A 15115-nucleotide genomic window follows, 5' to 3' on the forward strand; every position below is an offset into this window, starting at 1 on the left:
TAAAGTTCGGCAATGTGGTATAATTCAAGTATTAAATTCGGCAGAGAGGGTAAGTTTATGGGTGTTCAATTTATTTTAGGAAAAGTATCTGCTGATCATGAAAAAGCATCACTTGATCAATTAAAGCAGTGGCAAAGTGAAAATCCCAATGGTAACTTTTTTTACTTAGTTCCTGAACATATTAAATTTGAATCGGAAGTAAGTGTATTAAAAAAATTACAAGATGAACAACAAACTAATTTTTTTGCAACTACTAATGTTCAAGTACTTTCCTTTACTCGATTAGCATGGTATTTTTTAAGAGATTCAACAGTTTTAAATCGGCAAAGTTTAAGTGAAACGGGGTTAACAATGATTATTGCGCATTTATTGAACAAATTAAATGCACAAGATTTAGTGATTTTTAGTAATGAACAAAATCAACCTGGATTTGCACAAAAATTAGCTAAGCAGTTATTAGAATTAAGACTAAGTAACTTTGAACCAGAAGATTTAGAAAAATTGAAGGAAGCTGCTTCAAAGCGACACCAAGCCAATTTAGCTGATAAACTAAGTGACTTAGCAACAATTTATCGCGAATTTTTAAATTATAAAATTGATGAACAAAATATTCTCGATGTATATTTAGATTCAGCGAAGTTATTAGAATTATTAGAAGAAACATTAAATAAATGCGATTTAAGTAATGTATATTTCATTATTAATGGTTTTCAAGAATTTAATGCACGAGAATTAAAAATTATTTCTGCATTAATGCAAAATGCACACGATGTTTCCATTAGTTTATATTTAGACGATGAAGCTTCTAAAAAAATGCCTCGAACTAATGAAATTTTTTATCAAACTGCCAAACTATATCGTCAATTAATAACAGCAGCAAAACCTCAGAAAGTACAATTACGGTGGGCTACAGATAATCGGGTAAATTCAAGTCTACAAAAATTTGAACAATACTGGATCGATTCACATAAAATTTCCGCAATCATGAATGATCATGAGTTAACACCAGAAGAAAAAAATGATATTAAAGTTACTCAAACGATTGATCGTATTAGTGAATTAAAGTGGGTTGCAGGTCAAATTAGACGACTAATTGCTGAAAGTGAACAAACGGATCATCCTTACCAGTATAGTGATTTTCTGATTTTAACACCTGATACTGATAAGTATCAAAATATGTTGGAACCTATTTTCGATCAATTTAAAATTCCAGTATTTACAGATTTAACCCAAACGATGGTTTCGCATCCTTTAGTTGAGTTTATTTTAGCGGTATTTGATATTCAAAAATATGGGTTTAACTACCAGTCAATGATGCGCTTTTTAAAAACAGAACTATTTGTTCCGCTTCAAATTATTACGGGAAAGACCTTGGAACGAATGAAACAAAAGCAAAGTGACATTCAAATTGATAAAGATGCAACTGAAATTAAAATGCGACAAACAGCAACATTTCGAAATACATTAGATGTTGTTGAAAATTATATTCTTGCAAATGGAATTCAAACAAAAAAGCAATGGGAAGAAGAATGGATTGTTTCAAAACTACCACTTAAACCTAATGAAAGCCAAGCGCAGTTACTTCAACGCGAGCGTGAATTAGTAATCAATCGCAATGCAAACGAGTTAAGACGGCAAGTTCTAGATTTATTTGATAGTTTTGATCATGAATTTAAACAAGTTAAAAGTGGACGTGATTTTGCAATTGTTCTTTTTAACTTTATGGAAAAAGCCCATGTAGCTGAATGTTTGCAACGCTGGCAACAAGCAGCGGTAAATATTCAACAAGAATATGCTCAAGAAAAAGAAGTTACTTTACATGGAAGTGCTACTGATCCAACGCGTTCACAACAAGTATGGGATGGATTTTGTCAGTTACTAGATGAATACGTACTTGCATTAGGTGATGAATCATTTGATCGTGAAATGTTTGTAAATATTTTTCAAAGTGGATTTGAAAGTGCAAAGTATAAAAGAGTGCCATCAACTCTAGATCAAGTTATTTTTTCAAAAACAAGTGTTTTACAAATGCTTAATCGAAAAATTACTTTTATTATTGGAGCTACAGATGATGTCATGCCAATGAAACTAGATTCCTCAAAGCTACTTTCAGAAGATGATCGTGACATGATTAATAGTGTTGCTGATAAAGTAAAAATTAGTGATGACAAGTATTTGCCAGAAACTTGTGAATTAAAGATGGCAGCCGAACCGTTTACAAATTATCTTGCATTTTTAAGTGCAAGTGAAAAATTATATTTCGTATATCCAATTAATGATACTGATGGGACAGACTTGAAAATTTCACCATATGTATCATCAATTTGTGATGCACTAAATTTACCAGTTACTAAATTAGGAATAATTGCACCAAATTATGGACCTGAAATTATTAATTACGTTGGAAATTATGTCACTACTGCAAGTGAACTTTTAAATGTATGTCGTGAATTAAAGCGAAATCATGAAGAACTTTCTCCACAGTGGCAAGCAATTTATCAGTATCTCACAGAAAAAGATCCAGAAAGAATAGCACAAGTTTTTTCAAGTTTGTCATATCAAAATGAAGTTTTACCGCAACAAGAAGTCAGTGAAGATGGTCACAAACAACTAGATAAAGTTTTAGTTGATCAACTTTATGGTCAAGAAATTTTTGGTTCGATTTCACGGTTAGAAACATATTATAAAAATCCATATGAATACTTCTTGAAGTATGGTTTAAAACTAAAACCACGTTCATTATATGAACCTACAAGTGCAAATGTTGGAGATTATTTCCATGAAGTAATGGCAGGGATTATTGATGAATTACAACAAAATGGACAAACATTATCTGAGATGAGTTCAGCTGAGTTTGATCAAATTTTAAGTAAGGTTTTACAAACGACAGATTTACTTCCTGAATTTAAAGTATTTGCGCAAAATGCACGGAATCGTTATTTACAAGGAAGACTGAAAAAATCAACGCGCAAAGTATCTCGTGCCATTTATCGCCAACATCATCATCGAAAAGTCTTTTCATTAAAATCAGAAGCTACATTTGGCTTTGGAAATGATGCAGTCTTGCGTGGAAAAAGATTTTATGCAATTGATGTTGGTGAAACTATTCATCCGCAAATGAAATTGCAAGGAAGATTAGATCGAATTGATTTAGTTGAAGATGAAAATAAGCAATTATACTACAATGTTGCAGATTATAAATCAGGTCCAATTAGTGCTAAATTGGATAAATTTTTAATTAAATCATTAAGTGGAATTTCATTGCAATTATTAACTTACTTAGCAGTTTTACGGGATAATCAACACCAACTTTTAACGTTACTTGATAGTAATCAAGCATTAAAGAAGCAGTTAGATGATAGTAATAAAAAATTATCATTAGGAAGTGCAGTTTACTTCCATTTAGGAACACCTGCATACAAACAAATTGATTACCAAAAGGTCAATACTGTAAATAAATCAAATGAATTCTCAGATCGAAAGTTTATTTATGATGGGATTTTTAGAGGCGGAGAAGAAGGTTTAGATTATATCAAGGCCTTAGGCTCAATCTATCAAAATTCACAAAAAGAAATTGACTTAAATAATTATAATCTTGGATTATTGAAGAGTGGTAAATTAGATAAGCGAAGTCAAAAGAAAGTATATGACATTAAGCAATTTAATGATTTGCTAAATATGGATCTATATAAAATTAGTCAAGCAACAAATGATATCTTTGCAGGCGTAATTGATTTAGCACCTTATAAACTCAATAATTTATCTGGATTAGATTATTCAGACTATTTGCCAATAATGACATTTGATACTTTAATCGGAAATCAGTATCGTGATTTAAATGATTTAACGCATTATTCAGAAGAGCAAATTTGGGATGAAATTTATGAAGAAAGTAAATTGTGGAATCAAATTAAAGCAAAAGTTGATCCTGAAAATAATGATGATAAAAGTGAAGGAGCGAAATAAAAATGGCGGATTTTAAAGATTATGCAACTTCCAACCAGTTAAAAGCAGTTGTTAATCGTGGACATGATATTTTAGTTTCAGCTTCTGCTGGATCGGGAAAAACTAAAGTATTAGTTGAACGGATCAAAGACGAAATTATTAATGAAAATGCTAATATTTCTCGAATGTTAATCATGACATTTACAAATGCTGCAGCTAAAGAAATGAAGGAACGTTTGACTAATATTTTGCAAAAAGAATTGGATACGCAACTTAAATTGCAAAAAAATCCACATTTAATTGAGCATCTTCAAAAACAACTTACAGCTGTAAATATTGCCGATATTAGTACGATTGATGCATTTTGCTTACGTTTCTTAAAAAAATATTATTATGCAATTAATCTTGACCCTAATTTTCGTGTTCTTGCCGATGAATCTGAACGAGATGTTTTACGTGAAGATGTTTGGGAAAATGTTAGGGAACGTTTCTACCAAAATTATGAGGATCTAACTAACAAAGAAGAACGCACGATTCAAGAAGAGGAATTATTAACTAAATATAATGACTTACTTCAATTATTTACAGGCGATCGGCGAGATGATGCATTAACTGAAGTAGTCTATCAATTAAATGATTTTGCAAGTGCAAATGAAAATCCGGATAAATGGCTTCAAAGTGCAGCTGATAATTATCTGTTTGAAACGGAAACATTTACGCAAACTTCTATCTGGGAAGTTATTAAGCCAAATATTGTTAACTTACTTCAGGATATTAATGACAATTTAAGTTCATATTGGAGTGAATTTGAGGCATTTCAAGTTCCTTTGATGCGGGAATTTTATAATCAAACAGAAAAAGAAATTAACAAATTAAATGAAAAAATTGATGCAGACCAAGCAGAAATTGTAAAAAATATAACTCAAATTAAAAATATTATTGCCAAAATTGAAGATAATAAAATTTCATGGGATGAAATGCGTAATCAAATTAATGAGCTAAAGTTTACGTTTAAAAGATATACTAAGAAGCAGGATTTCCCAGCTGAGGATGAGTATGTTGAACAAATTAATCATAATAAAATTAAGCGTAATGATGCCAATAAAGAATTAAAAGATTTACGAAATAGTTACTTGATGTATTCTGATAAACAACTAAAAGAAATTTTACGGCATGCATATGGAGTCGTAGAACTAATTGTTGACTTAGTTAAAAAATTTCGAACAGCATACTTAGATGAAAAACTAAGACGGCATGCGTTAGAATTTAGTGACCTTGAACATCTTACATTGAAAATCCTTCAAGGCAAAACGCCAATTCAACAAAAAATTCGTGAAGAACTTAGATTGCATTATTCTGAAATTATGCTGGATGAATATCAAGATACAAATGGCGTGCAAGAAGCGATCGTTCAAGCGATTGCTAATCACAATATTTTTATGGTAGGGGATGTGAAACAGTCTATTTATCGTTTCCGTCAAGCAGATCCTAATTTGTTTATGAAAAAATACCAAGGATTTAAATCTAGTGAGCGTTCAAATGACGTTACTAATGGTGAATTAATTGTTTTGCAAGAAAACTTTAGATCAATTAAAAATATTGCCGATTTAACTAACTTGATCTTTATGCAAATTATGGATGAAGATTTAGGTGAAATTAATTATGATGATGCGGCCTTTTTAAAGGCAGAAAATCCCGCTTATAAGGATGAAACCCTTAAATTAAATGACGTTCCAGCTACCATGATGATTTATTTGTCAAAACAACAAGCAGATGTGGAAAATGTTTTTCAATTAGATGAAAAAACGCAAGGACAATTTGTAATGATTGCAAATAAAATTCATCAAATGATGGCGGATAAGGTTGAAATTTTTGATCGTGATCAAGGACGAAAACGGTTATTACAATATTCCGATATTGCAATTTTATCATCATCTCATCAAGATAGTTTATTAGTAAATGATGAATTTAAACGACTTGGAATTCCTACCGATGTGGATGAAACGAATAATTACTTTAAGACAACTGAAATTCAAATCATGGTTTCATATTTAAAGGTTATTGATAATCCACACCAAGACATTCCTTTGGTGGCTGTACTGCGTTCACCAATGTATTGTTTTGATGAGAATCAATTAGCATATTTACGGGTAAATCATCCAGATGGAGATTTCTTTAGTGCACTAACAGATTATCAAGGAAAATATGCAAATAACAAAGCTGCTTTAAAACCATATGATGAAATTAAGCAAGCACAATTGTATGAAAAAATTAACCGTTTCACAGATGATTTAACTACATTTAGGGTACAAGCTAAAAGAAGTGAATTAGCAACTCTTATTTGGAATATTTATACAACAACAGGCTTTTTAGATTTTGTTGGTGGTATGCCAGGAGGATCGCAACGTCAGGCAAATCTTCATGCTTTATATGAGCGGGCAACAGCTTATGAAAAAACAAGTTTTAAAGGACTTTTTCAATTTATTCGTTTTATTGAAAGAATGGATAAGCAACAAAAAGATCTTCCTGAAATGAAGTTGCAGGTTAATAATGATGCAGTTAAATTTATGACTATTCATAAAAGTAAAGGCTTGGAATTTCCAGTAGTATTTGTAACTGATTTAAGTAAAAAGTTTAATCTACAAGATATTAATAAGAAATATGTGCTTGATGATCAGTTAGGTATTGGAATTGATATTGTTGAATCTTCTAAAGTGACATTGAAGCGGGATTATAACATCGAAATTAGAGAAGATGATGCAGTTGAAGTCCAAGAAAATACACCAATTCGGTTAGCGATTAAAGATCAACTTAAACGTAAAGCACTTGCAGAAGAAATGAGAAAGTTATACGTTGCATTAACGCGAGCAGAACAACAAATTTATTTAGTTGGATCATATGCGACGATCGATCAATGGGCGCAAACGTGGAGTGCAGCTAATCAAGATACTGAACTTGTAATTGCAGAAAATAAGCGAATTGATAAAAGTAACTATATGGATTGGATTGGTCAAGCAATTGGAAGAAAAACTAATTTAGTTGATGAAACGACGGTCTTTCAATTAGATGATAATCAAATTAAAGCAGAGCCTTTAAAGCAAGCATATAGTGATACGAATAAGTATTTTAGAACGCATCATAGTTTATCGAAAATTCAAGAAAACCAGTTAAACTTCAAAGTTGATTTATGGTCAAGTGATGCAATAGGCTTTATTCGCGAAAAAGAACAACAGTCAGTTGATGAAGATGAGCAAATTTTACAACACGATGTTGTTCAACCATTGAACGCTGATGCAAGGCAAATTTTAGATTTTAAATATCCGCATTTTGATTTGACATTTGAACCAGCATATCAAGCTGTTACTGATATTAAGCGATTATTTGAAGATCCCGATAATGATTTAATGTCGCAATTAAGGACAGAATCATTTAATGGAGATCAAGTAAATTTAACACTTTCAGATAAAAATAAAACTGAAACTGTGGTGCATGCTTTTGGCAAACCAAAATTTGTAACCACTGAAATTAAAGCATCACCGGCACAAGTGGGATCAGCAACGCATCTATTGTTCCAAAGGCTTAGTTTAATACCACCAATTACTTCTGCAACAATTGAAAACTTACTTTCAGTTTTAGTAACAGAAGGATCGATAACGCCAGAAGTTGCAGCTAAAGTAAATATAGATGGTATTGCTGCATTGTACCAAACAAATTTAGGACAAAAGATGCTAGCCAATAATCAATCTGTTAAGCGTGAAGTGCCATTTTCTTTATTATTACCAGCCAATATTTTGATGGATGACTTAACTTTTAACACGGATAAAAAGGTTTTAATTCACGGAATTATCGATGGATATTTTGAAGATGAACAGACAGGCGAAATTTATTTATTTGACTATAAAACAGATCATACTTCATTAGCACAAATCAAGAAAGATTATTATGGACAACTAAGTCTTTATGCACTTGCTTTAGAAAGTATTACTGGTAAGCAAATTGCACATTGTTATTTATATTCTGTGATGCATCAGCAACTAATTGAAGTTTAACTTTAATAATTAAAATAAAATTGCATAATTTTATTGAAAAACGAGAAAATATAGCTTGATAGAAATTGAAGTATTATTGTATAATGTAAGCGAACTGTTAAGATGAAGTACTCAGGTACTTATTTAGACGGTTACTTTAAAGCTCGGAGGGAGGGAAACAGCATGTCAAAAACAGTCGTTCGTAAAAACGAATCTCTTGATGACGCTCTTCGTCGCTTCAAACGTTCCGTTTCAAAAACAGGTACTTTGCAAGAATATCGCAAACGTGAATTCTACGAAAAGCCAAGTGTAAAACGTAAGAAGAAATCAGAAGCTGCACGTAAGCGTAAAAACAAACGTCGCTTCTAATGTAAAGCTTGGTTAGCTCTAAGGAGGCAATTGTGATGAGCTTATCTGATTCATTACAAAAAGACATGATTGCTGCAATGAAAGCAAAAGATAAGGAAAAATTAGGTACTATTCGAATGCTTAAAGCAGCGGTAGCAAACGCAAAAATTAATGCTGGTCATGACTTATCTTCTGAAGAAGAGATTTCCGTTTTGTCCCGTGAGTTGAAACAACGTAAAGATTCACTTGAAGAATTCAAAAAAGCTGGACGTGAAGATTCAGCTAAGAAGATTGAAAAGGAAATCGAAGTTGTTGAAAGTTACTTACCAAAACAATTAAGCGAAGATGAAGTAAAGGACATTGTTCAAGAAACAATTAAAGAAGTTGGAGCAACGTCCAAAGCTGATTTTGGTAAAGTTATGGGAGCTATTATGCCTAAACTTAAAGGTAAGGCTGACGGTAAATTAGTTAATGAAACTGTTAAGTCATTACTTAACTAAAAGAGGGAAACTGTGGGTAAAACCACAGTTTTTTATTTATTTAAATAATTGATTTTAAAGCCAAGTTTCTTGTGCATATCAATTATAATGATTGAATACGCTTCAAATTTTGTGCTAAAATGACAATAGTTTATATAGAAATGGGGCATATATTATGGAACAAATTGAACGAGCTTGTACATCAATGCTAGTAGGAAAAAAAGCCAGTGCAGATGGTTCAGTTATGATTGCACGTAATGACGATACATTTTTACCATTAACACCACAACGCTTTTATATGCATCCTGCATGGCATGGAGAAAAGGGCAAAAAGATTAAATCATGGTTGAATGGCTTTGAAATGGAATTACCAGAAAATGGTTATCGCTATAATGCCGTTCCAAACGTAGATTACAAAAAACGTGGATACTATGAAGAAAGTGGAATTAATGAAAAAAATGTTGCAATGTCAGCAACTGAATCAACATATGGTAATGAACGGGCATTAGCCTTTGATCCACTTGTAAAAGATGGTTTAGATGAAGACTGTATTGTAAATGTAACATTACCATTCATTGATTCTGCACGCCAAGCAGTTCAATTTTTAGGTAAGTTAATCACTAAATATGGTTCACCCGCTGGTAATTCTGTATTATTCGCTGATAAAAATGAAGCATGGTACATGGAAATTGTAACTGGCCACTTATGGTTAGCACAAAGAATTCCAGATGATGCTTATGCAGTTGTAGCTAATGAAGTTGCAATCCAACAAGTTGATTTCAATGATACAGAAAACTTCCAATGGGCAGATGGTATTCAAGAATTTGTTGAAGAACATCATTTAAATCCAGATAAAGAAGGTTGGAACTTCCGTCATATCTTTGGAACATTTGATGAAAAAGATCGCCACTACAATACACCACGTGTATGGTATGGTCACCATTTATTTAATCCAGAAATTGAAGAAGATCCAGAATCTGGTGAGTTACCATTTATTATGCGGACTTCACATAAATTTACTCCTGATGACATTGAAGCATATTTGGGATCACATTATAATGAAACTCCATATGATCCATATGGACATGGTTCAGATGAAGACAAGTATCGTTACCGTCCAATTGGCTTAAATCGGACACAAAATGCACACGTACTTCAATTACGTAATGATGTACCAGAAGAACAACAAGCAGTTATGTGGTTATGCTTTGGTTTCCCAGAATTTTCACCATTTGTTCCATTCTATACGAATGCTAATGATACGGATCCAAGTTTCTCACAAACACCAATGGAAATGGACGTTGACTCAGATTCTGCATACTGGATGTACCGCCACATGTCAATGTTAGTAGAAAGTCATTACAGTAAATTTGTTCAAGATAACCGTGATTACTTGAAAGAATGTCGGCGCATTCAACGGCGGATGATTTGGCAAATTGACCAAGAAGCTGAAAAACTTCATGGTGAAGAATTAACAGAATTCTTAACACAAAAGAACTACGAAATTGTAGCTAAAATGAAAGAAATGACGAAAGATCATATGAATAAGTTAATTATGAAAGGAATTGAACTTTCTAAGTTAACGTTCAATATGGATAAAAATCTATAATTTAAAACGGTAAACGTTGTGATATCAGCGTTTACCGTTATTTTTTTGCCTTAATATTTGGCATGAAATTATGCAAGTGTGCCAAGCTTTTATAATTCATCAAGTTTATCGACTAATTGTTGGTGAGCTTTTTTAGTAACAGATGAATCTTCGTGACCAACTCGTTGTTGAATGACATATAATGGAACACCTAATTCCGCTAATTTAGAAATATGAGTGTGCCGAAATAGGTTCAATTAATGTGATAAACAGAGCTCTCATGAAAAGAGAACTTTATTATGTCTTTCAACAGTTACTTTATAATTTATTCTATCCCACATAAATATCTTTTCAAGAAGAGTTTTTTTAGTATCAACCGTTGTAAAATCGTAAGAACTTAAAGTTTTTTCTAAAAAGGTATAATTGTATTATTTATTTCATCAATATAGTTTATTTTTGTTCGCTTTTCTCTAATTTTATATAATAAGTTTTGTCAGGGTAAAAAGTTCGAATAGGCTTCTTTTTTGATGTAAAAATATTTTTAATGATTCCCCAACAATAACGAATAAATGGGATAATTAAGATAATAACATTAGTTGAATTATTAATGTACATAATATCTCCCTTTCATTTAATTTTGTATTCACATCACAGATAGCTTCATAACGTAATCCTTTATTTTTAATCTTCTTAGAATCTTTTTCTATTCCTAAAATTTCAGAAACAATGTCTGTAATAACAGAATTAATATAATTATCTAAGATATCGCCATGATCATATGGATTAATTAGCGCGTTTAAAATAACCAAATCTTTAACGGTATATGAATCTTGAATTTCAAGATTATAAACTTTTTGTCGCCAATTTAATTCACCATGAATTTCATATGAATGATTTATTTCTTGTTTTTTTTAATTCAGTTTTATTGTTTGAAGAATTATCAAAAAAATTTTTTATAATATTAAAAAGATCACTAGACTCGCTCATTATTTTTCTCCTTTGTTATAAAAACTCAATCATATCCTCATTTACTCTCAATTCTCTACATAAATTATTAAATAATAATTCTCGAAAGAAGAGAGTGATGTTTTATTTATTGTTGAACGCTAGTGTTATTATTTTCAGCAGCATGTTGTTGAAATAAGAAAACGCATGAAATAATTAACAAAACAATTGCTGGGAACGCAAGCCATGCTGTAAGACCGAAACATGCACTACCGATTGTGCCTAAGATTGCCCCTGTCATTTTGATGCCATGTTTGTGTGACTGGTAAATACAAATCGCATTTAATAAAACACCAATCCATGCCATACCATAGAAAAACACAGCAATGCCATCAGCCATCCCAGTAGTAGCTCCGGTCGCATCAGAAAATACTGCACCAAAAACCACAAACCAAGAAACAGAGAATAAAACACAATTAATAATATTAAAAATGGCTGTCCATGTATTAATTTTTAACTTCTTAACCATTAATAATACCTCCTAAATATAAATTCTAGCTTTTAACGTCATCAAGGATTGGGCGAATCCTATAAATTAGTTATTGTTTTTTTACATTAGATAATATAATGCACGAAAGAATTAATGATATAAACGCAGGGAAATAATAAAGGGGATGAATGGGTTTAATATGTAGCCTAAATTTCCCATAATTCCAAGAATGCCACCACTTATCTTTCCGTATTCGCTTGATTGATAAACACAAATTGCATTTAATACGATTCCAACAAAGTACATCATATAAGAAATAAATAGGGTTATTTCCACTAAATTCCCTGGGCAGTTATAGCCAAGGGAATAAAGGATAATAAAGAAAGATACAGCGAGTATAACGCAGCTAAAAATATTAGATGTTATAGTCCATGTATAAAGTTTAAATCTTTTTTTCAATCATCAGATTCCTCCCTTGAAAAGTTTATTAATTCGTTAAATTATTGGCAGGCAATTAATTTGTGAATGACATTGCTTAAATCCCAAAGACCTAATGACAGTGAAGAAGATATTCGAATCCAAGCTGTAACAGAGTATTCTGATAGCGAAAAGCTTAAGTATGATTTAGAAGAGGCTCTAAACAGTCCTAGAATTTAACCGACATAGTCGGTTATTTTTTTATAAAAAATTAGTCAGATTAATATTATCGTTCTTGTTGTTCAAGTTGATGTTGTAATTGAATTTCACCAGATGTTTTCATATTATCTGGTGTAGATTGTAAGGCTTCTAATTCTGACATACCTTCATATTGCATTTTGTAAGCAGCGGGGGACATTCCATATTTATTAACAAATTCAGTTAATGTTTGCGGTTCCCCTTGAGCGTCTTGTTGATTGCTATTTGATTGTTGTTGAACGCTAGATGATTGTGTAGTAACAGTTTGCGAACTACTTGTTGCGACAGCTGATGAAGCGATTGAAGAACTGCTGCTCATGCTTGAACTACTTGAAGAACTAGAACTTTTCTTTGATTTGCTGTTCTTCTTAACTTTTTCAGTCTTAGCTTTACTGTGTGTGTCTGAATGTTTATCTTGGTTGCCACATCCAGCTAAACCAAATCCTAATAATACTGTGCTACAAATTAATGTTAATTTTTTCATGTTATAAAACTCCTAAAATAATATTCTTCACTCACTCATTTTTTAGGTGTTTTTATAAATATTACATCATATATTGACTCACACCAAATTCTCTACATAAATTATTAAATAATAACCCTCCGAAGAGGGCTAGTGTTTAATGCATCATTCCAATAATCATTCCAATTAAGTAAGGAATAAGCCAAATACTCCAAACAACGATACTGAATTTGTGGAACTTTTTAAGTTGTTCAGGGTTTTGCTTAATAATTACGACCGTTGCCCATACAGCATGAAAAAGCATTAGTAAAATGGCAGCTAATCCAGAAATACCATGAATAGCTAAAAGGGTAGGGTTCAAAGTAAATGTATGGCTTCTAGCTATTGATTCCATTAACGTAGTTCCAATTGTATCGCAAATTAAACCACAATAGAAAATAACTACGTGCCATTTTTTTAACACTCCAGCATGATGTTCAGACCAAACACCAATAGTATAAAAGAATAGTGCTAAAGTAATAATAATAATTGCTAAGAGTAATTTAATACTCATAATCAACATCTCCTGGATGAATAATTTCCTAGCTTTTACTGTCATCAAGGTATTGGACAAAAATTACTTTTAGTTATTAGTTGTTAAACTGGTATTCTTTGTGTGATTTAGTTTTAGAATGACCAATGGAATCTGATCCAAATTTAACTTTAATAAATAAGCCTTGACTGCAATCATCATTGGTTATTTTACTATGGTTGAGTAATGGTAATTGAACCATGAGCTGAACTTTGTTTAAGTAATTTGTTTTTGTATGCTCAGGTAGATTAATGAAATCTTTATTTACATATACTGTGATATTAGTATGGCCTGTATATGTAATGCTATTGATATATTTAGCGAATTCTGAATCGTGACGACCTTGTTGTGCTTCCTTTTTTTCTTTTGATAATGTATTTGCTATCTCTTTATTAACAGATGTTTTTTGTTTAGAGTTACGCTTTAATGATATTTCATGTTTAGAGTTATGCTTATAATCATCTTTACCATATCCTACTAAAATTAGACCTAATAAAATAATAATGCAACTTAAAATCATTCTCTTCATAAAATAAAACTCCTAAAATAATATTCTCCACTTACTCATTTTTTAGATATTTCCAATTTTATGCTTTAAAACATTTTCAACCAATGAAGAATCAGGTAAAGAATTTTCTTTTGCAAAATTCAAATAATTGATGTTGATAGATTCTACTCCAGTGGTTGCAATATATTCATTTAAAATTTCATTGACCATAAATTCATTGGCTTGACGTTCCATTTTATAACGAGCTGTTTTCGTTTTTGTGTAAATAGAATATTCACCTTTATTTTTAGCAGCGTGTAGAGTATATTTTTGATTGATATCATTTAATGTACAATCGATGATAATTAAATTAATTTCATCAAAATATATTGCTGGAGTATCTAATTTAGTATCAGATAATTTAACAGATACGCCTAATTCTTCAATCATTTTATTAATATCCAAAAATACCATCTCTTAATCTTTACTATCTAAATATGCTTTTATAATTCCTTTCAAGGCTTTGCGATCATGCTCAGTTAATGGTTTGCCATCATAAGACATAGCATTATCAAGAATGCGTTCAATATCTGTATCAGGCTCTTTATCTTCGCGACCTAAAAGGTAGTCTACAGATACTTGGAAGTAGTCGGCAAATTTTTCCAAAGTAGTAGCATTAGGCTGCTTGCCAGATTGTTTTAGATTATAAATATAATTTTGACTGAGTTCTAAGTCGTCAGTAACTTGTCTCAAAGTTTTTGAATGCTCCTTGGCTAATTTTTTTATCCTATCAAATATTGTCATATCAACATTGCTCCAATTTTTATAACACGAACTACAAAAATGTGTATATTTTTCATTGGCAAAAACACATAAGTGTAGTATATTGTTTGTAAGTTAATTAGTAGTAAAAAACGTCAGCAAAAATAAAAGGCTAATAAAACAATAAACTTGGCGGTTAAATTGGTTTAATAGGCTTTAAATTGCGGTTAGTACACTTATATACTACACTTTTGTGTTGCTTAGGTCAACGTGATTCTACAATTTTTATTACAAATCTTCTTACGGTAGTGGGTGAGAGGTATTGAAAAAAAGC

12 protein-coding genes and 1 pseudogene are annotated in these 15115 nt (G+C 31.4%); 5 read left to right on the forward strand and 8 right to left on the reverse strand.

The genetic code is table 11. The annotated features are described in order from the left end of the window. Nucleotides 1-57 precede the first annotated feature (57 nt). From ACWCL1_RS04390 to ACWCL1_RS04410, 5 genes are all read left to right on the forward strand, one after another. A complete protein-coding gene (locus ACWCL1_RS04390; RefSeq protein WP_454545702.1) occupies nucleotides 58-3966 on the forward strand; it encodes a PD-(D/E)XK nuclease family protein in 3909 nt (1302 codons plus the stop codon). A gap of 2 nt (nucleotides 3967-3968) precedes the next feature. Then, on the forward strand, nucleotides 3969-7994 hold the full coding sequence (gene addA / locus ACWCL1_RS04395; protein ID WP_454545703.1) for a helicase-exonuclease AddAB subunit AddA: 4026 nt from the start codon (nucleotides 3969-3971) through the stop codon (nucleotides 7992-7994). Nucleotides 7995-8156: 162 nt separating this feature from the next. Continuing rightward, nucleotides 8157-8342, forward strand: a complete 186-nt coding sequence (gene rpsU / locus ACWCL1_RS04400) for a 30S ribosomal protein S21 (RefSeq protein WP_003694124.1) — start codon at nucleotides 8157-8159, stop codon at nucleotides 8340-8342. 35 nt (nucleotides 8343-8377) lie between these two features. Then, nucleotides 8378-8821: a GatB/YqeY domain-containing protein gene (locus ACWCL1_RS04405; RefSeq protein WP_454545704.1), complete on the forward strand. Its 444-nt coding sequence runs from the start codon at nucleotides 8378-8380 to the stop codon at nucleotides 8819-8821. Between the two features lie 154 nt (nucleotides 8822-8975). Beyond that, nucleotides 8976-10409, forward strand: coding sequence for a C69 family dipeptidase (locus ACWCL1_RS04410; RefSeq protein WP_454545705.1), 1434 nt, complete (start codon nucleotides 8976-8978; stop codon nucleotides 10407-10409). 89 nt (nucleotides 10410-10498) lie between these two features. Here the strand turns inward: ACWCL1_RS04410 and ACWCL1_RS04415 are convergent. The 8 genes and pseudogenes from ACWCL1_RS04415 to ACWCL1_RS04450 form a co-directional block, all read right to left on the reverse strand. Further along, nucleotides 10499-10642, reverse strand: a pseudogene (locus tag ACWCL1_RS04415) (tyrosine-type recombinase/integrase); the annotation flags it as partial. 839 nt (nucleotides 10643-11481) lie between these two features. Further along, nucleotides 11482-11862 carry a transporter gene (locus ACWCL1_RS04420; RefSeq protein ID WP_454545706.1) on the reverse strand — a complete coding sequence of 127 codons (381 nt, stop codon included), beginning with the start codon at nucleotides 11860-11862 and terminating at the stop codon, nucleotides 11482-11484. Nucleotides 11863-11973: 111 nt separating this feature from the next. Beyond that, nucleotides 11974-12282: a hypothetical protein gene (locus tag ACWCL1_RS04425; RefSeq protein ID WP_454545707.1), complete on the reverse strand. Its 309-nt coding sequence runs from the start codon at nucleotides 12280-12282 to the stop codon at nucleotides 11974-11976. A gap of 244 nt (nucleotides 12283-12526) precedes the next feature. Then, nucleotides 12527-12982 (reverse strand): hypothetical protein, encoded by a 456-nt coding sequence (locus tag ACWCL1_RS04430; protein ID WP_454545708.1) that lies wholly within the window; start codon nucleotides 12980-12982, stop codon nucleotides 12527-12529. Between the two features lie 136 nt (nucleotides 12983-13118). Beyond that, nucleotides 13119-13514: an HsmA family protein gene (locus ACWCL1_RS04435; protein ID WP_454545709.1), complete on the reverse strand. Its 396-nt coding sequence runs from the start codon at nucleotides 13512-13514 to the stop codon at nucleotides 13119-13121. Between the two features lie 76 nt (nucleotides 13515-13590). Next, nucleotides 13591-14061 (reverse strand): hypothetical protein, encoded by a 471-nt coding sequence (locus tag ACWCL1_RS04440; protein WP_454545710.1) that lies wholly within the window; start codon nucleotides 14059-14061, stop codon nucleotides 13591-13593. Between the two features lie 42 nt (nucleotides 14062-14103). After that, nucleotides 14104-14484 (reverse strand): hypothetical protein, encoded by a 381-nt coding sequence (locus tag ACWCL1_RS04445; protein WP_454545711.1) that lies wholly within the window; start codon nucleotides 14482-14484, stop codon nucleotides 14104-14106. Between the two features lie 12 nt (nucleotides 14485-14496). Further along, a complete protein-coding gene (locus tag ACWCL1_RS04450) occupies nucleotides 14497-14823 on the reverse strand; it encodes a helix-turn-helix domain-containing protein (protein WP_454545712.1) in 327 nt (108 codons plus the stop codon). Nucleotides 14824-15115: the final 292 nt, after the last annotated feature.

Source organism: Ligilactobacillus sp. LYQ135, assembly GCF_053711055.1.